Raw genomic sequence first — 18,884 nt, 5'->3', positions numbered from 1 at the left:
CAGCCGGCGAATCACCGCCATTCCTTCCAGGCCGTGCCCGTGTCACGAACCGATTCCGATCCTTTTCCTGCCCCGCACGTCGATCCCGTGGCGGAGCCATGCCTGCAAACCCAGCAGGCGCGGCTGCAATCAGCCATCCTACTCGTGCTGGGGTTGGGTCTGTTCCTGGCGTTGCCGTTCGTTCTTTCGATCGGTGCAGTGGTGTTCCTGCCGCCGGTGACGGCCATCGTGCTGACGATCGTGCTCGCGCCGGCGGCCGACCGCATGGTACGCCTGGGTCTGCCCAATACGCTGGCGTCTTTCCTGGCCGTGATCCTGCTGATTGCGGTGGTCGTCGTGGCGCTTTCGCTGATCCTGCAGCCAGCCTATGACATGGTTGATCAGGTTCCTGCCATGATGCGCAAGGTCACCTTGCGGTTCGCCGAACTGCGCAGCAATCTTTCGTGGATGAGCGATCTCAACCGTCAGATCGCCCGGTTGACCGGCCATGCCACGACCCGCGAAGTAGTGGTGGCGACGCCTTCGGTGATCGAACAGGTGGCCTTTGCCACGCCCAGCGTGCTGATCGAAGTATTGCTGACGCTGCTGCTCACGTTCTTCATGATCGAATCGCGCATCCGTACCAAGCGGCGCCTGCTGTTCGAACGGCACAGCTTTGGCGCATCGGTGCGCATCGCCCGCGTGATCCGCGCGGTGCAGGATCGCGTGGCGTCATACATCCTTACCGTGGCGCAGATCAACCTGGGGGTGGGCGCAATCGTGGCAGGCGGGGCCTGGGCCTTCGGCTTTGCGGCGCCGGTCATGTGGGGCGGCCTGGCGTTCGTTCTCAATTTCCTGCCCTATGTCGGGCCGCTGGTGATGATCGCCCTGCTGACTCTGGTGGGTGTGGGCACGGCAAGCACGGTCGCGCTGGGCATTCTGCCGGCACTGGCTTTTCTGGGCCTGCACGCGGTGGAAGCCAACTTCGTCACGCCATCGGTACTAGGCGCGCGGCTGACGCTCAACCCCGTGTCGATTCTGGTTTCGATCAGCTATTTCTCGTGGATATGGGGCGCGCTGGGCGCTTTGCTGTCAGTACCGATCCTGTTGACGTTGACCGCGCTGGTCGATCACCTGGGACGGCCCAACCTGGTTGGCTTCCTGTTTGGCGAGCCGCTGTTCCAGCCTGGCCTCGTCTTGCAGGATGACCCGAACGATCCCGATATGGCGGGGTCCGATATGGCGGGGTCCGATATGGCAGGGACCGCCGCCGATGATGCCGGCATGCTGGCGCGCCCGCGAACGGTGCAGGACGCCTGAGGCCGGCAAGCACGTGCGTCCAGATGAAAATGTCCCAATGAAAAAGGCAGCCGGGCTGTATGCACCGGCTGCCTTTTCGTGACTGTGCCCGTTCCAGAACAGGGCCTGTCAGTTGCCGATCAGGCGGCAACCTTCATCTTTTCGACAGCCAGGCTGACACGGTTGGAAATTGGCTGGAACGCTTCGTTGGCCAGCTTGAGCATGGCTTCGCTATGCTTGCTGCTGGCGGCCACCATGGCATCGAACTGCTTGCGCACCATAGCGGTCTGCTTTTCGAGATATTCGGTAGGCGACTTGGCGCTTGCCAGTTCCTTGATTTCGGCGGTCAGCACTTCGATGGCGTGCTTGCTGTCCTCGGCATAGCCCTTGGTCAGTTCCTGAATGCCGGCGGCCAGGATCTTGCTCGATTCCACGACGGCTTGGACGTTGCCCTTGGCGAATTCGCCGGCATCGCCGAACGCGGCCTGGCTTTTTTCGAAAGCAGTCTTGGCCTTGTCGGAAGCTTCGCTGAAAGCGGACTGGAACTTGTCGGAAAATTCGGTGGCGGTATTCATGAGCGAGTATTCCTTCCTGGAAGCCGCGGCGGCGGCCGCAGCATTAGTCACGCGGTTCTTAAACGGGGCCGGCACCTTCGCGTGGGGGATGCCGGTGGATAGGCCTGTTCCGGGCCTGATCGTGGCCGGGGACGGGGACTTTGCAGGCTTTGCCCCGGCGGCGATCACGCGGGCTGCGAGAGCGGCCTTGGGTTTTGCCGCCACCGTGGGCTTTGCCGGCACCGGCTTGGCAGGTGCCGTTCTGACTGGCAGCGGCTTGGCCGCGACCGGTCGTGCTGTTCCGGGCTGGCTCGCCCGGCGGGCCAACTTCTTGCCGGCCCGGGCGGGGGCGGGCGCTGGGGCTGCCGGCGCTCCTTGCACAGGCGCTGCGGTTTCGGCCCCTACGGGCTCTGCAAAAGGCGCGGGCTCTGCCACAGGTACTTCTGGCGCTGGCGCAGGAACCGGAGCAGCGGCGGTGGCAGGCTGCGCCGCTTCAGCCTCTGCCGTGGTTGCGAGCAGACGGGCGCGGCGGGTGACTTTCCTGCCCTGTCCCGTTGGCGCCTGTTCCGGCTCGGTCGCGGGACTCGCCGGCGCTACCCCCGGCACGGGGACGGCATTTCCCAACGCGCCATCCGCCTTGGGGGCGGGGCTTGGCGACGTAACGGAAAACGTCCCTTCGTCCGAAGTCTCGTCGGCCATGGCAATACGGCTCCTGCATTGCGCAAAGACAGGGACCGGAAACCGAAAAAGCCGGGCTCGATCGACTCAGGCCTGGCCGACTCAGCGCGGCCGAACCCTGTTTCTGCTGCATTGCAAAAATAGAAACAGCTGCACCGAAGTCAAGATTTTTGTGCGCTGCACAATATCCATCTTGGATGTAATTGCCAAAGGTTTCTGGGCATGCGGGGTCTATAACAAAAGATAATTACCGCATGCGCACATAACGGCCGGGAGCGTCCTCTATCGCATCGGCACCGGGGATGCGGGCACCGTCGGCTGCAACCGTTTCCGCGTCCAGACCGGCCAGCCAGGCGCGCCAGTCGGGCCACCAGCTGCCTTTGGTTTCCTGTGCCCCGGCCACGAACGCTTCGAGGCTGGTCACATCGCTGGCGTTCGTCCAGTACTGATACTTGCCAGCGGCCGGCGGATTGACGACGCCGGCGATATGGCCCGACCCGGCGAGCACGAATTTCCATGGGCCGCCAAGATGCCGGGTGAATTTCCACACGCTGTTGGCCGGCGCGATGTGATCCTCGCGGCCGGCCTGGATATAGCAGGGCGTCGTGATGCGATGCAGATCGACCGGGGTTCCGTCGGCAGACAGCGCATCGGGCACGACCAGCTTGTTGTCGCGATAGAGATCGCCGAGATAGGCGCGGTGCCAGCGCGCCGGCAGATTGGTGGTATCGCCGTTCCAGTAAAGCAGATCGAAGGCCGGATAGTCTTCGCCCAGCAGATAGTTGTTGATCACGTAGTTCCAGATCAGGTCCGGCCCGCGCAACAGGTTGAACGCCGCCGCCAGATAGCGCCCGTCGAGGTAGCCGTCGGTTTCCAGGCTTTCCAGCCAGCGCAGCTGAGCATCGTCGATGAAATGGCAGAGCTCTCCCGCTTCGCTGAAATCCACCTGGGCGGTAAAGAACGTGGCCGAAGCCACTTTGCCCTGCTCTCCGCGGCGGGCCAATACGGCAAGCGTGGCGGCAAGGGTTGTTCCGGCCACGCAATAGCCGATGGTATGGACGGCCGGCACCCCGAGCCGGGCGCGCACCACTTCGATCGCATCGATCTGGGCGCGCACGTAATCGTCCATGGTCACCTCGGCCAGGCTGGCATCGGCCGATTTCCACGACACCATGAACACGCTCAGGCCCTGGGCGATCGCCCAGCGCACGAAACTTTTCTTGGCATTGAGATCGAGGATGTAGAACCGGTTGATCCACGGTGGAAAGATCAGCAGCGGCAGCGTGGCGACTTCGGCCGTGGAAGGGGTGTAGTGAATGAGCTGGAACAGCGGCGTTTCATAAACCACCTTGCCGGGCGTGTTGGCAATGTTGCGGCCGACTTCGAAAGCCTCGCCATCGGTGTGGCTGAGCTGCCCGCGCCTGAGATCGGCAAGCAGATGTTCGACGCCCTTGACGAGGTTTTCGCCACGCGTTTCGAGCGTGCGTTCGATCACCAGCGGGTTCGTTATCGGAAAATTGGCCGGTGACAGCGATTCGGTGACAAGGCGCGTCACGAACCGCAACTGGGCGTGGCGTTCGGGCTCGAGCCCGGAAATCTCCTGCGCCATGTCTTCCAGCCGTTCGGCCAGCAGAAGATAGGTCTGGTGCAGCAGGGCAAACCAGGGCTGCTCGCGCCAACGCGGATCGGCAAAGCGGCGATCACGGCGAGGCAGCGCCTCGACCCCGATCTGCGCGGCGCCTGCCTGCGGGGTATAGAGTTCGATCACCCGGTTCCACAATTGCAGGCTCTCGTCCCACAGCCGGCCCTGCGTTTCGGCCTGGGCGACCGGCATCGTCGTGAACCATTCGTCCAGCAGCTGCTTCCAGCGCGTGCCATCGGCCAGGCGCAGCCAGGTCGGCTCGGCCACGGCGGTCTGCTCCGCCATGAAATCGAGCCACATTTTCTGCAGCTTGGCCCCGGACATGGCCCAGTGCTGAAGATCGTTGGGGTCCGGCGCCTTGGCATGGGCGGTGGGCAGGAACGGGGCGGCGACGGCTTGTATTGCTTCGGCCTGCAGGCGGAACAGGTCTTCGAACACGGCACTGTCGCGGGCGGCGGGCACTTTGGCATCATCCGTTTCGCGCATCGGCGCAAGGTCCCCTTGGAACGCGGGTGGGCAGAACGTATCTTCTTTATCGCGCGCCCGGCCGACCGGGGCAAGCCGCTTCGCGTCGGGACGACCGGTGCCGGCGCTCGGCAGGCCAGCGCCGCATGCCGTTGGCCCGCGCGATTGGCGCATACAATTGGCCCATATGATTGGCGAAGCGGATCGATTGGCGTAAGGGAGCGATCCCGGCAATCCAGCCGGCAAGCATTCGAGTCATGCCCGTGGAAGAAGAGTTCTACCGCATCAAGCGCCTGCCGCCCTATGTCATCGCCGAAGTCAACGCGATGCGGGCCGCAGCCCGCGCCAGCGGACAGGACATCATCGACCTTGGCATGGGCAATCCCGACCTGCCGCCGCCCGCGCACGTGATCGAAAAGCTGTGCGAAGTTGCGCAGAAGCCGTCGGCCCACGGCTATTCCGCATCGAAAGGCATTCCCGGCATCCGCAAGGCGCAGGCCAACTATTACGCCAACCGCTTCAACGTGGAACTGGACCCGGAGACCGAAGTGGTCATGACCATGGGGTCGAAGGAGGGGCTGGCCAGCCTGGCCACCGCGATCACCGCGCCCGGAGACGTGGTGCTGGCCCCCAATCCTTCCTATCCGATCCACACGTTCGGCTTCATCATCGCCGGGGCGACGATCCGTTCGGTGCCCACCACCCCGGACGCGCGCTATTGGGAATCGCTCGACCGGGCGATGGCCTTTACCGTGCCACGTCCGTCGATCCTGATCGTCAACTATCCGTCCAACCCCACGGCCGAGACGGTAGACCTGGCGTTCTACGAACGGCTGGTGGCCTGGGCCAGGGAAAACAACGTCTGGATTCTGTCCGACCTTGCCTATTCCGAGCTCTATTTCGACGGAAATCCGACTCGCTCGATCCTGGAAGTCCCCGGCGCCAAGGACGTGGCGGTGGAATTCACCTCGATGTCCAAGACCTATTCCATGGCCGGCTGGCGCGTGGGCTTTGCCGTGGGCAACAAGCGCCTGATCGCGGCGCTGACCCGCGTCAAATCCTATCTCGACTACGGCGCTTTCACGCCGATCCAGGCGGCGGCCTGTGCCGCGCTAAACGGGCCGCAGGACATCGTCGAGCACAACCGGCGGCTATACCAGAAGCGGCGCGACGTTATGGTCGAAGCGTTCGGCCGTGCCGGGTGGGACATTCCCAGCCCGCGCGCCTCGATGTTTGCCTGGGCACCCCTGCCGCCGGCCTTGCGGCACATGGGCAGCCTGGAATTTTCCAAGCAGTTGCTGACCCATGCCGGGGTCGCCGTGGCGCCGGGTGTGGGGTACGGCGAGGATGGCGAGGGCTTCGTGCGCATCGCCATGGTGGAAAACGAGCAGCGCCTGCGCCAGGCGGCGCGCAGCATCAAGCGTTACCTCACCAGCATGGGCGTCAACGCTTCGGCCGCCTGAACCGGGGCAAAGGGCACGGGGCCGCGTCGGGGAACCGTGCTCTTGTCACGAGAACTTGTCGGCCTTGCGCTGGCCGAAACGCATGCCCCGTTCGAGGCGGGCGCGCAGCTGGGTGTAATAGGCTTCGAGGAAAGCGCGTTCGTCGCCCCGGCCGTTGTGCCATCCGATCTTGGCGCAGATCCTCTCGGCAACTTCGACAAGTGCGTCCTGCGCATTGTCGCGCAGGACGCGTTCCAGCACCTGCAATTCGTATTCGCCATAGACCGACAGCTCGGCCTCGCCGAACTGATAGCGGGCCTGCGTCAACGCGCTATGCCCTTGCGCCGCGGCTGCGGTGGATAGCGCGGCCTTGAGCCGTTCGCGCCCGGCTTCCACTACCCAGGTGCCGGCGACCACATCGCCCGCTCGCAGCGCATCGCGGTTCAGAAACGGGAAGAACGCGAAAATCAGGAACCACGCGGTCCCGGCCCAGCCGGCCAGCACGGCATCGCCATCCTGGGCCAGCGCCGTGACGAAGAAAATCAGCGGCAGGGTCAGTTCGATATCGCGCAGCAGATTGCGCGCGACCACGGCTTCCGTCGTGAGCCGCCCGCCATCGCGCGCGGCCACGCGCAGGCCAAGGATGCGCTTGCCCGGCGTGGCGCCGCGCGGACCGAGTTCGAAGTAGAGAAACCAGACATGGCGAAACAGGAACATGCCCACGATCCACGCAACGGCCACAACCTTGCCCACGACATCGCCACGGTCGCCGGTCTGCGGGTTGATTGCGCGAGCCAGTGCGAAAACAAGGTACGATATCCCCGCCATCGTCGCCACGATCAGCACCTGATCGAGAATCAGAGCCAGGGCCCGTGCGCCGCGCGCGCCGATGACGAACGGCAGCGGCACGCCTTCTGGCGTGATCACCAGGCGCCGGCGCCGGTCGGCCGCCAGGCGATCCTGCCGGGCACGGCGGGCCATCAGCCGCCGCTCCGTTCGCGCAGCGGTCGATAGGCAAGGAAATAGGCGCTCCACCAGGCTAGCATCGCGCCGCCGATGATCAGGCGGGCGGGCGTCGAATCCACCAGTTGTCGGCCGAACCCTTCGAGCAGCGCAGCGAGGACCAGCATCAGCACCACCCCGACCATGACCTGCGCCGCCCGCCGTCCGGCGGTGGCCGCGGCATCGAGCACCCGCGCTTCGCCGGGAAAAGCCATGGCGCGGCCGATGTGAATGCCCGCCGCCCCGGCCAGAAGAATGGCGAAAAGCTCGGTCGTGCCGTGGATCGCCAGCCAGCCGATCAGGTCGAGCGTCAAACCCCGGCCATGATAGAGCCACAGCAGCGCGCCGAGGCCGGCCGTGTTGTGCACCAGCAGCAGCAGTGACGGGATGCCGAAAGCAAAGCCCAGGGCAAAGGCGAACAGCGAGACCTGGGCATTGTTGCTGAACAGATAGGCGGCAAAGACCGAAAGGTTGTTCTGGCCCTGGTGGCCGAACAGGGTTTGCAGCAGTGCTTCGCGGCTGGCACCCGGAACACGCACGTCATCGCCCATGCCGCCCATCAGGCTGTAGAACCAGTCGGCATTCTGCGCGACCAGCAGCCATCCCACCACAGTGCCCAGCACCATCACGGCAAGGGCGATGAGCAGATCGATGCCCAGTGCGCGTACCGCTGCGCTCCACCCGCCCAGAAAGAAGCGCCGCAACCACGCACCCAGCCCTTCGCGCGGGCCATAGACGGCAAACCAGGCCCGCCGCGCCAACCCTTCGAGATACGTGATGAGCGCCGCATCGAGCGAAGTCTCGCGCGCGATCGCCAGGCTCGACACCGCGGTCCGGTAGAGCGCGGGCAAGGCCAGCAGGTCTTCGTCGGAAAGCTTGCGCAGGCGCCCCGCCTCGATCCGGGCGACAATCGTCTCGAGACGCTGCCAATCGTTTTCGCGCGCCTGGCGAAAACGGTCGGATCGCAGCGCCGCCGCTTCGACAGCGGCATCCTGGACGGCGTTGCGCCCTTTCCAGCGTGCGATCATCCCAGGCTCCCTTGCCGTTTCACCGCCAGATAGGCGTCGATCAGGCGCGTGCCGATCGATTCGTGCCCCGCTTCGACCACGCGCACGCCCAGTTGCCGCAAGCGTTGCAGCACCAGCGCACGCTGACGCTGCAGGGCCGTGGCGGTTACCGCGCGGGCCATGGCATCGAGATTTGCCGGGTCTGCCGTGGCAAGACCGGAAAGCTCCACATCGGCCATGACCACGAACAGCATGCGGTGCCTCTCGAGCAGGCGCCCCATGCTTTCGATCATCAGTTCGGCACTGGTGGGATCGGTGAAATCGGAAAACACCACGATCAGCGAGCGACGCTGCAGGCGCGTGGCCAGGGTGGCCATGGCGAACGTGAAATTGGGTTCCTCGCCGTGGTAATCGAACCCGGCTGCGCTGCGTTGCAGGCGGGCGAAATCGCGCGGCGCGGCAACGAACGGCGAAAGTGCCAGCGGCCTTGCGGCAAAACCATAGACCGCGACCCGGTCCTGCGCCTTGAGCGCCACCCAGGCGGTGGTGAGCGCGGCCGTGATGGCATGGTCGAGCCGTGCCAGACCATCGAGCGGTTCCGACATCGCCTGCCCGCAATCGAACGCAAAGACGATCTGGTTGTTGCGCTCGGTCTCGTATTCCCGGGCAAAGAGCCGGGCGTGCCGGGCCGAGCTCTTCCAATCGATACGGCGGCGATCCATCCCCGGTTCGTATTCCGCCAGCGCTTCGAACTCGTTGCCTTCGCCACGAATGCGCCGCGCCACCAGGCCGAAGGCGGCGTCACGCAGGAATATCTGCAAGGCCGGGCTGCGCACGGGGCTGATATCGGGCCACACGCGCATGGACCGGTCCAGGTTGCGCCGCGCCTGGCGGTGGCCCAGCCCCAGCGGGCCGGTCCAGCGCAACCACAGCGTTTCGATCGAGGCCTGGCCGCGCCGGATCGGCACCAGGGCCACGCGGCCCTGCCAGTGTCCGGCACCGTCGTACGACAGCGCCACACTGGTCCGTCCGCCTTCGACAAGGCGTCGATCGCAGGCCAATGCCGCCGTTGGCGCGGCGCGTGCGGCAGGCAATGCTGCCGTCAGTGTCAGGACGACAGGCTGGCCCACTTCGGCATCGTCGGGGCACGAAAGGCCGATCCCGTCCATACGCCCCGCCAGCAGCGCATCGAGCAGCACCAGCACGACAAGCGCGGCGCCCGCCGCCGGCGCGGCGATCCAGGCCTGGGGCGCAAGACTGGCCAGCATCAGACCGACCGGCGCCGTCAGCGCCAGCAGCATGACCGCCCGCGTCGTCGGGTAGACCGCCAGCGTCGGCCAGGACACGAGCCGGAAGGGAAAGCGCAGGCGCGGCATCGGGTGCGCAGCGCCGGCTTAGCGCGGGGCCGGGGTTTGCTGCACCAGATCGGCCACGATCGCCTCGGCCTGGCGGCCTTCGATCTCGGCCGCCGGGCTCAGCACCAGGCGATGGCGCAGCACGGCCGTGGCCAGGGCCTTGATATCGTCTGGAATCGCATAGTCGCGCCCGGCAAGCGCGGCCCGCGCGCGCGCTGCCCCGGCCAGCAGCACGGCGGCGCGGGGCGAGGCACCGGCGATCAGATCGCCGTTGTCGCGCGTTGCCCGCACCAGCGCCACGATATAGTCGACCAGCGGCGGTGCCAGAGTCACGGCCTTGAGCGCGGCTTGCCCGCCGGCCACGTCACGGGCGCCGGCAACCGGGGTCACGCCCAGTTGTGCGGGATGCAGGCCCGTCTGTCCCTCGCCATGGCGGGCCACGATCCGCACTTCCTCCTCGGCAGAAGGATAATCGACCAGCAGCTTGAACAGAAAACGATCGAGCTGCGCTTCGGGCAGGGGGTAGACTCCCTGGCTTTCGATCGGGTTCTGCGTGGCGACCACCATGAAATGCGGCGGCAGCGGGTGTGCCGTACCGTCCAGTGTCACGCGGCGTTCCTGCATTGCTTCGAGCAAGGCGGCCTGCGTCTTGGGCGGGGTGCGGTTGATCTCGTCGGCCAGAACGATGTCGTGAAAGATCGGGCCACGGGTAAGCGTGAACTGGCTGGTCTGGAAATTGAACAGGTTCGAGCCAAGAATATCCCCCGGCATCAGATCCGGCGTGAACTGGATGCGCCCGAAATCGAGCCCTACCGCGGTGGCGAAGCTCTGTGCCAGCAAGGTCTTGGCCGTGCCCGGCGGGCCTTCGAGCAGGACATGGCCCCCGGCCAGCAGCGCCACCAGCAGATGATCGACCACGCCATCCTGCCCGATCACCGCCTTGGCCACCTGCGCGCGGATGGCATCGGCAAGCGCGCGCACGTCATCGAGGCTGAGAGCGCCGGGCTGAAACACGGGTTCGGTCACGCAAGATCCTTTTCGATGGCATGCAGGGCTTGTGCCGCCCGCACCGCTTCGGGCGGACGGCGCGCGGCGGAAAGTTGGGCGACGAGGTGCGAAAACGGCACGTCCCGCGCGGAAAGACGGGCCTGATGGGCATCGATCAGCCGGTCGATCTGTTCCGGCGAGGTGCCCCGCCGCAGCCCAAGGCGCTGTGTCAGTCTTTCGCGCAGCGCATCGGCATAGGGCCGCGTCAAAAGATGCAGGCGGCCCGCACGGCGGATCAAGGCAGCGCTGTTGGCCACCAGCGTGGTCTTGCCGGGCGGAATGGCGGGCACCGCCACGCGCGGCGGCCCGAACCGGCAGAACGCGCGCCAGCCCACCGCGAACAGCGCCAGCAGCAGGCCGATGGTGGCGGCAAGGAACGGCGGCTCGAACGCCAGGGTCAGCAGATTGGGCCTGGCGCCGAAACCGGCCAGGCTGAGATCGAACGTCACGGTACGGCTGCCCGAACCGTCTGCCGCGGCGCGCAGCATGGCGAGCGCGAGCATGGCCGTTTGCCGTTTCGCGAGACCGTAATTGTTCATGAGATCGGGCTCGAACACCAGGATCACCGGGCGCAGACGCCTGTCGGGGCCGTCGTTGTCCTCTTCGCCCTCGCCGCCCTCTTCGCCAGAGAGCGGCGGGGTTTCCACCCCAGCCAGGGCATCGAGCGATGGATAATGGCCATTGTCGTCACGGAATGCGGCCAGGATGCGGCCATCGGGCGTGGCGACCAGCGGCACCAGCGCCTGGCCGGTGCCCGAAACCACGAGGCGATCGTCGGGCAGCGGACCCTGGCGGCCATCGGCGGTGCGCCATCCACGCCCGCGATAGCCCTTGGGCCGTTCCAGGGTGATCGTCACGTCATCGGCAAAGCCGCGCCATTGCGGCAGCGCCGGGCCGCCCAGGGCCGTCCACCCGCGCGGCTTCCTGAGCTTGCGCGGCAGAGAGACGGCCTGCCATTTGGGCAGAATGACCACCGTGGGGCCGATCATCCGTCGCCGTTCCACGATGCGGTTGATGGCCTCGCCATCGGCATCGGGCAGCGGGGTCAGCACCAGCACCCCGGGCTGTTCAAGGCCCGCCTTGTCGCGCCGGCGCGCCACGATATAGCCATCGGCCTCGGCCAGGGCGGCAAGCGCGGCATAGCCGTTGAGCCCGCGCCCGCCGGCATGGCTGCCGCCGTTGTTCGCGGGAGGGCTGGCGTGCCCCAGAAACCACAACATGCCGATGAACAGCGCCGCCCCGATCACCAGCAGGGCCAGAACGGTGCCGCGCGCGAAAGGCTGGCCTGAGGTTGCGGGCCGGGACGTAGCGGTTAGGCGCACCTCGGTCATGCGCCAACCGCCAGGGGCGCAAGGGCAAAAGCGGCATAGGCGGCGCGGGCGCGCCGCCATTCGCCGATGCCGGGCGGATGCAGGGCATAGCGCGCGCGCTCCACTTCTTCGGCCATGGTGGCAAAGGCCTGCCGGGCGGCCGGCGGCAGGGCAGGCAGGGCGGCGATCTCGCGCGCCGTGCTCGACGGCGCGAACCAGTCGGAACGGACGGCGGCGATATCGGCCACGCTGCGTTGCAGCAGGAGATGCACCGCCTCGGCATAACGGGCCTGGGCAGCCAAGGCATCGGCATCTTCGAGCAGCGCGGTCACCGCCGCGTGGGGCGGTGCCCATTTTGCAATGGCGGGCTCGCGCCGGCGGCGTGCCTGCCACCAGGATGCCGCCAATGTCCAGATCAGCCAGGCAAGCGCGGCGCAACCTGCGGCCAGAACGATAATCAGCAGGACTTGCTGGCCTTTTGCGAGGGCGAGGCCGAGCGGTACGAAAAGGTGATCGTTGATCCAGATCAGCGCCTGTCCAAGCGCATCCACCAGCGCCTTCAGCCACCGGGGCGGCTCGTAAGGGGGATCGGGCGGCGGCTGCGGCACCGGGGCAAACTGGATGTCGCCCATGCCGCGTACCGCGTGCCACGCCTGTTCGGCACGGGCGGTGTCATCCGCGGTAGGGGACACGGCCCGGGCGGCCGCAGCGGCGTTGCTCACGTCACGGTTCGTCGCATGGCGCGAGGCCTTCCGCAAGCGCAGATTGCCCCGTTTCGCCGGGTCAAGGTTCAGCCTCGCGGGCGTTCCAGCGGGTAGGAACCGAGAGTGCGCAAGTCCTTGGCGAAATAGGCCAGTTCTTCCAGCGCGCGGTCGACCGCCGGATCGCCGGGCGCGCCGACGATATCGGCATAGAACATCGTGGCGGCGAAACTGGCGCCTTTCTGATAGCTTTCCAGCTTGGTCATGTTCACGCCATTGGTCGCAAATCCGCCCAGCGCCTTGTAAAGCGCGGCGGGAATGTTGCGCACTTCGAATACGAACGTCGTCAGCGCCGTGCCGGTTAGCGTGGCCGGATCGCGCGGCGTTTGCGACAGCAGGACGAAGCGCGTCGTGTTGTCGGGCGCATCCTCGATATCCTCGGCCAGCAGGGCCAGTTGATAGAGATCGGCGGCGATGCGCGGCGCAACCGCGGCAATGCCGGCGTCGCGGCTTCCCGCCACCAGTGCCGCGGCGCCGGCGGTATCGGCATAGGCCATCGGCACGATGCCCCGCTCGCGCAGATAGAAGCGCGACTGGCCAAGTGCCTGCGGATGGCTGTAGGCGGCGACGATCGGCCCCGCATCGGCGCGGGCCATCAGGCAATGGTGAATGTCGAGAAAGTGTTCGCCCACGATCGAAAGGCCGCTTTCGGGCAGCAGGAAATGAATGTCGGCCACGCGGCCGTGCTGCGAATTCTCGATCGGGATGATCGCCTGGCCGGCCCGCCCGTCCTTTACCGCTTCGAGCGCGTCTTCGAACGAAAAGCAGGGCAGGGGCAGGCCGTCGGGCATCACCTCCAGCGCCGCGCGATGCGAATTGGCGCCCGGCGCCCCTTGAAACGCCACAGCGCGCGCCGGATCGGCCGCGGCGGCGGCACTCATGCGATCGACCAACAGACGGGCGGGTTCGGGGAAACTTTGCATGCGCGCAGCCGTTAGGCGCAAATCCGGATGATGGGCAAGGCGAATTGGCGCTTTCCCGCCGATCAAATTGTTGTTGATCGCGGCGTGGCTTTCGCGCCAAGGCACTAATCGCACTTGCGCCGGGGCGGGGGGCTGATTATCCCACCGCCAAACTGGCGTACCGGCAAAGGGTCGGCGACTGCGTGCGATAAATGGGGCTGGGAATGGACGACCGTTTCAATACGATCGCGGGATGGACCTTGTTTGGCGGTATCGTGGCTCTGGGCCTTTCCACGGTTTCCGCCCATTACTTTCTTGCCGACAAGCCCGAGCGCCCTGAAAAGATGGGCTATGCCATCGAAGGCGTCGAGGCCGAAGGCGGTAGCGCCGCGGCGGCGGTGGAGCCGATCGCCAACCGTCTGGCCAAGGCCGACGTGGCCAAGGGAGAAGCGGTTTTTGCCAAGTGCAAGGCCTGCCATACGGTGGATCAGGGCGCGGCCAACGGCATCGGCCCCAACCTGTGGGCGGTGCCTGGCGATTCCATTGCCGAAGGGCGTGGCGGCTTTGCCTTTTCCGATTCGCTGAAAGGCAAGGGCGGCAAGTGGGATTTCGCCAGCCTGGACGAATGGCTGACCAATCCCAAGAAGTTTGCCGAAGGCACCAAGATGTCGTTCGCGGGCCTCGCCGATCCGATGGATCGCGCCAACGTGATCCTCTATCTCAATTCCAAGGGTTCAAACCTGCCGCTGCCCCCGCCCGAAGCGGTGCCGGCCGCCGGCGCGGCGCCGGCTGGCGGCGCCACCGCGGCCGTTGCCGTGGTGGGCGATCCAGCCAAGGGCGAAAAAGTCTTTGCCAAGTGCAAGGCCTGCCACACCGTGGACCAGGGTGGCCCCAATGGCATCGGACCCAATCTTTTCGGCATACCCGGTGACGCGATTGCCGAAGGGCGCGGTGGCTTTGCCTTCTCCGACGCGCTCAAGGGGCACAAGGGTGTCTGGGACCAGCCGACGCTGGATCAATGGCTGACCGCCCCCGCCAAGTTCGCGCCCGGGACCAAGATGACTTTTGCCGGCCTTGCCAGCGCGCAGGAGCGCGCCGATGTCATCGCCTACCTTAACACCAAGGGCGGCAAGCTCACGCTGGGCGCGCCTGCGGCAGCGGCCCCGGCTGCCAAGTAACCGCATATGATCCCTCTGCCGGCCGGGGCCGGCGGAGGGCGCGCGGCAAGCGTCAGGTTTCCTCGCGAAAGATCGCGACTTCCGCGCGGCCGGTGTGATCCGCAAAGCCGCGATAAAGGCCGCTTGTGTTGAACGCGTGGGCAAGATTGCCCTGCGCATCGACAGTGATGATGCCGCCTACGCCGCCCAGTTCGGCCACGTCGTCCAGAACGGCGCGCGTGGCATCGGCCAGGCTTTCCCCCGCCAGACGCACCCGGGCCGCGATTTCGTGAGCCGCGCCCAGGCGAATGAAGACCTCGCCGGTTCCGGTGCACGAAACCGCGCAGGCGCGATTGTCGGCAAAGGTGCCCGCGCCGATGACCGGCGAATCGCCAATCCTGTTCCAGCGCTTGCCCGTCAGGCCGCCGGTGGACGTGGCGGCGGCGAGATTGCCAGCCGCATCGCGGGCCACGGCCCCTACCGTGCCGAATTTCAGATCGGCATCGAACCAGCCTTCCTTGCGGGCCTTGAACTGGTCCAGCTGGTGGCGGCGTTCCGGGGTCGCGAACCAACTTGGGTCGATTTCTTCCAGGCCATGGTCGCGGGCGAATTCTTCGGCGCCGCTGCCGGCCAGGAAGACATGCGGCCCCTGTTCCATCACCAAGCGCGCCAGCCTGACCGGATTGCGCGTGCGGGTGACGGCGCAGACCGCACCGGCCGCCCGCGTGCGCCCGTCCATGATTGCCGCGTCGAGCTCGTTGGTGCCATGATACGTGAAGACCGCGCCCCGTCCGGCGTTGAAAAGCGGATCGTCTTCCAGCACGCAGACCGCCGCGGTCACTGCCTCGATCGCCGTGCCGCCGGCACGCAGCACGATAGTTCCGGCTTCCAGCGCCGTCGCGAGAGCGGCGCGATAGGGGCGCGCGGCAGCCGCGTCCATGGTATCGGGAGACATTGCGCCGGCACCACCATGAATGGCCAGGCTCCAGCAGGGCGATGACGGGGTGGACGCAGTCATGGCACTGGCGATAGCAGAAGGGGGCGGTTTGGCCAGATGGAACGCGCTATGCCCGAGACGACGCAACACCCTGAAATAAGGAAAAGACCCGAGGTGACGATCCGTGAGGACGACCTGTCCGGCACGGCGATCCGGGCGCTTCTGGCCCTGCATCTTGGCGGGATGCACGCCAATTCGCCGGCGGGCAAAGTGCATGCCCTGCCACTCGAGGCGTTGCGCGGGCCGGGCGTGCTGTTCTACTCCGCCTGGGTGCACGGCGAGCTTGCCGGCATGGGCGCGCTCAAGGTTCTGGCGCCCGGCCATGGCGAACTGAAATCGATGCGGGTGGCGCCGGCCTGGCTGGGCCAGGGCGTGGGCAAGGCCATCTTGCGCCACCTGCTCGCGGTGGCCAGAGCGATGGGCATGACGCAAGTGAGCCTGGAAACCGGGCGGGGGCCGGCCTTCGAACCGGCCCTTGCGCTCTATCGTGCCCATGGTTTCGTGCCCTGCGCCGCGTTTGCCGATTATGTCGAGGATGATTTCAGCCAGTGCCTGACCCTGCATTTTTAGGCAGGCAAGGGGCGAGAATTTTTGAACGATCGTGCAGAAGAACAGCGGGATTTCCCGGCTTCGCTGCAGATGGCCAGGTCGTTTTCGCAACTTTATTGCATTTGCATAATTATTGCCATTAAGTTAGAGGATCGCCCCTATGGTGGCAGGGCTGACGGCATGACGCATGCGAATCCATCCTTGCCGTATTTTGAGCCAGAGGCCTGGAGACATTGATGCTCGACATGTCGGCGCGTGCTGAACCAAGCGAAGAATTGGTCGTATTCCGGGAGCAGGTCCGCCGCTTTGTTCGCGACGAAGTGCTGCCCAATGTCGAGCGTTGGGAAGAGCAAGGGCTGGTGGAGCGGGAGTTCTGGCTGCGCTATGGCGCGGCCGGACTGCTTTGCCCGCAAGTGCCGCCGGAGTTCGGCGGGCTTGGGCTCGATTATGGCTTCAACGCCGTGATCAACGAGGAAATTTCATATTCCGGCGCAGTCATGGGCACCATGCTGCAATCCGACATCACCTCGGGCTATGTTATCCGGCTGGGTACCGAGGCGCAGAAGCAGCGCTGGTTGCCCGGTATGGTATCGGGCGAGGTGATCACGGCGATCGCGATGACCGAACCCAACAGCGGCTCGGATCTGCGCGGTATCCGCACGACGGCGCAAGCCGATGGCGATGACTATGTGATCAACGGTGCCAAGACCTATATCACCAATGGCATTCTGGCCGACCTGGTGATCGTGGTTGCCAAGACGGTCGACGCGGCCGGCAAGTCTGGCATATCGCTGTTTCTGGTGGAAGCCGACCGCGAGGGGTTCCGCCGCGGACGCAAGCTCGACAAGATCGGCCAGAAAGCGTCGGACACGGCGGAACTGTTCTTTGACGATCTGCGCGTGCCACGCGAAAACCTGCTGGGCAGCCTGGGCTTCGGATTCGACTATCTGATGTCGGAACTGCCGCAGGAACGGTTGCAGATCGCCATCCTGGCGCAGGCGGCCGCCCAGCGGGCATTCGACGAAGCGCTTGGCTTCGTGCGCGACCGCAAGGCGTTCGGCCAGAAGATCATCGATTTCCAGAATACCCAGTTCGTTCTGGCCGAGCTGGTCACGAAGCTGCAAGTGGGCTGGGCGCACATCGACTGGGCTATCCAGCGCCATATCGCCGGCAGACTGACCGCGCCCGAAGCATCGGCAGCCAAACTGTGGCATACCGAGCTGCAGTTCGAAGTCTGCGACCGGGCTTTGCAGTTGCACGGCGGCGCCGGATACATGAACGAGTATTTGATCGCGCGGCTGTGGCGGGATGCCCGTGTTCAGCAGATATACGGCGGAACCAGCGAAATCATGAAGCTGTTGATCGGCCGGAGCCTGAAATCTCAATAGTAATAAGTACAATTGCTGTTTTCGATCCGAATGATCGTAAGCACGAAATGCGTTGCCGAGAGCGGTGCATATTTGCATTATCACGAATATTATTTGTCTTCTATAAGATGTCTGGCTATTTAAGAGGCTATGTGAACCATGGACGTATATCTCTACGACGCCGTTCGAACGCCGCGGGGGCGCGGGAAGCCTGATGGATCGCTGCACGAGATAACGCCGATCCAGCTGGCCACGCAGGTTCTCGAGGCGGTGCGCGACCGCAACCAGATCGACACGGCCGACGTCGACGATATCATCATGGGCTGTGTCACGCCGGTGGGCGAGCAGGGGCAGAACGTCGCCCGCGTCGCCGCGCTCAATGCCGATTATGCGCAAAGCGTGCCGGGCGTCCAGATCAACCGTTTCTGCGGCTCCGGCCTGGAAGCGGTGAACATGGCGGCGGCAAAGGTCTTTTCGGGCGAAGCGATGTTCGCCATCGGCGGCGGTGTCGAATCGATGAGCCGCGTGCCCATGGCGTCGGACGGCGGCGCCTGGTCGATGGATCCGTCGGTCGCTTACAAGACCTATTTCGCACCCCAGGGCATCGGGGCCGATGTCATCGCCACCAAGTACGGCATCAGCCGCTATGATGCCGATGCCTATGCCGTCGAAAGCCAGCGCCGCGCCAAGCAGGCGTGGGATGAGGGGCGTTTCGCGAAATCGATCGTGCCGGTGAAGGACGTGATCGGGCAGGTCGTGCTCGACCATGACGAGCACATGCGGCCCGATGCCACCGTCCAGTCGCTGGGCGCGCTCAAGCCGAGCTTTGCCGCCTTGGGCGAGGAGATGCCGGGCTTCGATACGGTAGCCCTGCTGCGCTATCCCGAACTGGAAAAGGTGACGCACATCCACCATGCCGGCAATAGCAGCGGCATTGTCGATGGCGCCGCGGCGGTGCTGGTCGGCAACGCGCAGATGGGGGAAAAGTACGGCCTTAAGCCGCGTGCCCGGATCAGGGCCATGGCCTCGGTCGGGTCCGAGCCGCTGATCATGCTGACCGGCCCCGAATTCGTCGCGCAGAAGCTGCTGCAGCGCGCCGGCATGGCCCCTGGCGATATTGATGTGTGGGAACTGAACGAGGCGTTCGCTTCCGTCGTGCTGCGCTACATGCAGGCGATGGACCTCGATCATGACAGGATCAACGTCAATGGCGGTGCGATCGCCATGGGCCACCCGCTCGGCGCGACGGGCGCAATGGTGCTTGGCACCGCGCTCGACGAACTGGAGCGCTCGGGCAAGGGAACGGCGCTCGTCAACCTCTGTGTTGCCGTGGGCATGGGCACCGGCATCATCATCGAGCGCGTGTAAGCT

Annotated in this window: 16 protein-coding genes; 6 read left to right on the top strand and 10 right to left on the bottom strand. The window is 65.6% G+C overall.

The genetic code is table 11. The features are described 5' to 3' along the window. Positions 1–39: 39 nt before the first annotated feature. Positions 40–1,299, top strand: coding sequence for an AI-2E family transporter (locus AC3EDY_RS06575; RefSeq protein WP_488571681.1), 1,260 nt, complete (start codon positions 40–42; stop codon positions 1,297–1,299). 119 nt (positions 1,300–1,418) lie between these two features. Here AC3EDY_RS06575 and AC3EDY_RS06570 read toward each other — a convergent pair whose 3' ends face one another. Together AC3EDY_RS06570 and AC3EDY_RS06565 are read right to left on the bottom strand one after the other, a co-directional pair. Next, on the bottom strand, positions 1,419–1,853 hold the full coding sequence (locus AC3EDY_RS06570) for a phasin family protein (RefSeq protein ID WP_488571680.1): 435 nt from the start codon (positions 1,851–1,853) through the stop codon (positions 1,419–1,421). A gap of 904 nt (positions 1,854–2,757) precedes the next feature. Then, complete coding sequence (locus AC3EDY_RS06565; protein WP_488571679.1) at positions 2,758–4,638, bottom strand: PHA/PHB synthase family protein; 1,881 nt, start codon at positions 4,636–4,638, stop codon at positions 2,758–2,760. Positions 4,639–4,880: 242 nt separating this feature from the next. Here AC3EDY_RS06565 and AC3EDY_RS06560 point away from each other — a divergent pair, with 242 nt between their 5' ends. Then, a complete protein-coding gene (locus AC3EDY_RS06560; RefSeq protein WP_488571826.1) occupies positions 4,881–6,080 on the top strand; it encodes an LL-diaminopimelate aminotransferase in 1,200 nt (399 codons plus the stop codon). A 45-nt stretch (positions 6,081–6,125) separates the two neighbouring features. Here AC3EDY_RS06560 and AC3EDY_RS06555 read toward each other — a convergent pair whose 3' ends face one another. The 7 genes from AC3EDY_RS06555 to AC3EDY_RS06525 form a co-directional block, all read right to left on the bottom strand. Further along, positions 6,126–7,040 carry an RDD family protein gene (locus AC3EDY_RS06555; RefSeq protein WP_488571678.1) on the bottom strand — a complete coding sequence of 305 codons (915 nt, stop codon included), beginning with the start codon at positions 7,038–7,040 and terminating at the stop codon, positions 6,126–6,128. Next, on the bottom strand, positions 7,040–8,089 hold the full coding sequence (locus AC3EDY_RS06550; RefSeq protein ID WP_488571677.1) for a stage II sporulation protein M: 1,050 nt from the start codon (positions 8,087–8,089) through the stop codon (positions 7,040–7,042). Before AC3EDY_RS06550 ends, AC3EDY_RS06555 begins: the two co-directional genes overlap by 1 nt. Next, positions 8,086–9,414: a DUF58 domain-containing protein gene (locus tag AC3EDY_RS06545; RefSeq protein ID WP_488571676.1), complete on the bottom strand. Its 1,329-nt coding sequence runs from the start codon at positions 9,412–9,414 to the stop codon at positions 8,086–8,088. Before AC3EDY_RS06545 ends, AC3EDY_RS06550 begins: the two co-directional genes overlap by 4 nt. A 48-nt stretch (positions 9,415–9,462) precedes the next feature. Next, on the bottom strand, positions 9,463–10,449 hold the full coding sequence (locus AC3EDY_RS06540; RefSeq protein WP_488571675.1) for an AAA family ATPase: 987 nt from the start codon (positions 10,447–10,449) through the stop codon (positions 9,463–9,465). After that, positions 10,446–11,801 (bottom strand): DUF4350 domain-containing protein, encoded by a 1,356-nt coding sequence (locus tag AC3EDY_RS06535; protein ID WP_488571674.1) that lies wholly within the window; start codon positions 11,799–11,801, stop codon positions 10,446–10,448. The genes AC3EDY_RS06540 and AC3EDY_RS06535 overlap by 4 nt, the downstream gene beginning before the upstream one ends. After that, positions 11,798–12,502, bottom strand: a complete 705-nt coding sequence (locus AC3EDY_RS06530) for a hypothetical protein (RefSeq protein WP_488571673.1) — start codon at positions 12,500–12,502, stop codon at positions 11,798–11,800. Before AC3EDY_RS06530 ends, AC3EDY_RS06535 begins: the two co-directional genes overlap by 4 nt. A gap of 68 nt (positions 12,503–12,570) precedes the next feature. Continuing rightward, positions 12,571–13,464 (bottom strand): prephenate dehydratase, encoded by an 894-nt coding sequence (locus AC3EDY_RS06525; protein ID WP_488571672.1) that lies wholly within the window; start codon positions 13,462–13,464, stop codon positions 12,571–12,573. A gap of 203 nt (positions 13,465–13,667) precedes the next feature. Here AC3EDY_RS06525 and AC3EDY_RS06520 point away from each other — a divergent pair, with 203 nt between their 5' ends. Then, positions 13,668–14,621 carry a c-type cytochrome gene (locus tag AC3EDY_RS06520; protein WP_488571671.1) on the top strand — a complete coding sequence of 318 codons (954 nt, stop codon included), beginning with the start codon at positions 13,668–13,670 and terminating at the stop codon, positions 14,619–14,621. A 52-nt stretch (positions 14,622–14,673) separates the two neighbouring features. Here AC3EDY_RS06520 and AC3EDY_RS06515 read toward each other — a convergent pair whose 3' ends face one another. Next, positions 14,674–15,618, bottom strand: a complete 945-nt coding sequence (locus AC3EDY_RS06515; RefSeq protein WP_488571670.1) for an isoaspartyl peptidase/L-asparaginase family protein — start codon at positions 15,616–15,618, stop codon at positions 14,674–14,676. A gap of 93 nt (positions 15,619–15,711) precedes the next feature. On the opposite strand from AC3EDY_RS06515, the gene AC3EDY_RS06510 reads away from it, so the two are divergent. The 3 genes from AC3EDY_RS06510 (at position 15,712) to AC3EDY_RS06500 (ending at position 18,881) form a co-directional block, all read left to right on the top strand. Then, positions 15,712–16,167 carry a GNAT family N-acetyltransferase gene (locus AC3EDY_RS06510; protein ID WP_488571669.1) on the top strand — a complete coding sequence of 152 codons (456 nt, stop codon included), beginning with the start codon at positions 15,712–15,714 and terminating at the stop codon, positions 16,165–16,167. Between the two features lie 215 nt (positions 16,168–16,382). Continuing rightward, positions 16,383–17,534 carry an acyl-CoA dehydrogenase family protein gene (locus AC3EDY_RS06505; protein ID WP_488571668.1) on the top strand — a complete coding sequence of 384 codons (1,152 nt, stop codon included), beginning with the start codon at positions 16,383–16,385 and terminating at the stop codon, positions 17,532–17,534. A 138-nt stretch (positions 17,535–17,672) separates the two neighbouring features. Beyond that, positions 17,673–18,881, top strand: a complete 1,209-nt coding sequence (locus tag AC3EDY_RS06500; protein ID WP_488571667.1) for an acetyl-CoA C-acetyltransferase — start codon at positions 17,673–17,675, stop codon at positions 18,879–18,881. Positions 18,882–18,884: the final 3 nt, after the last annotated feature.

This window comes from Novosphingobium sp. DS6-6, assembly GCF_057784975.1.
Note: the sequence above shows the minus strand (reverse complement) of the source record. Positions and strands in the feature narration are given on the sequence as shown.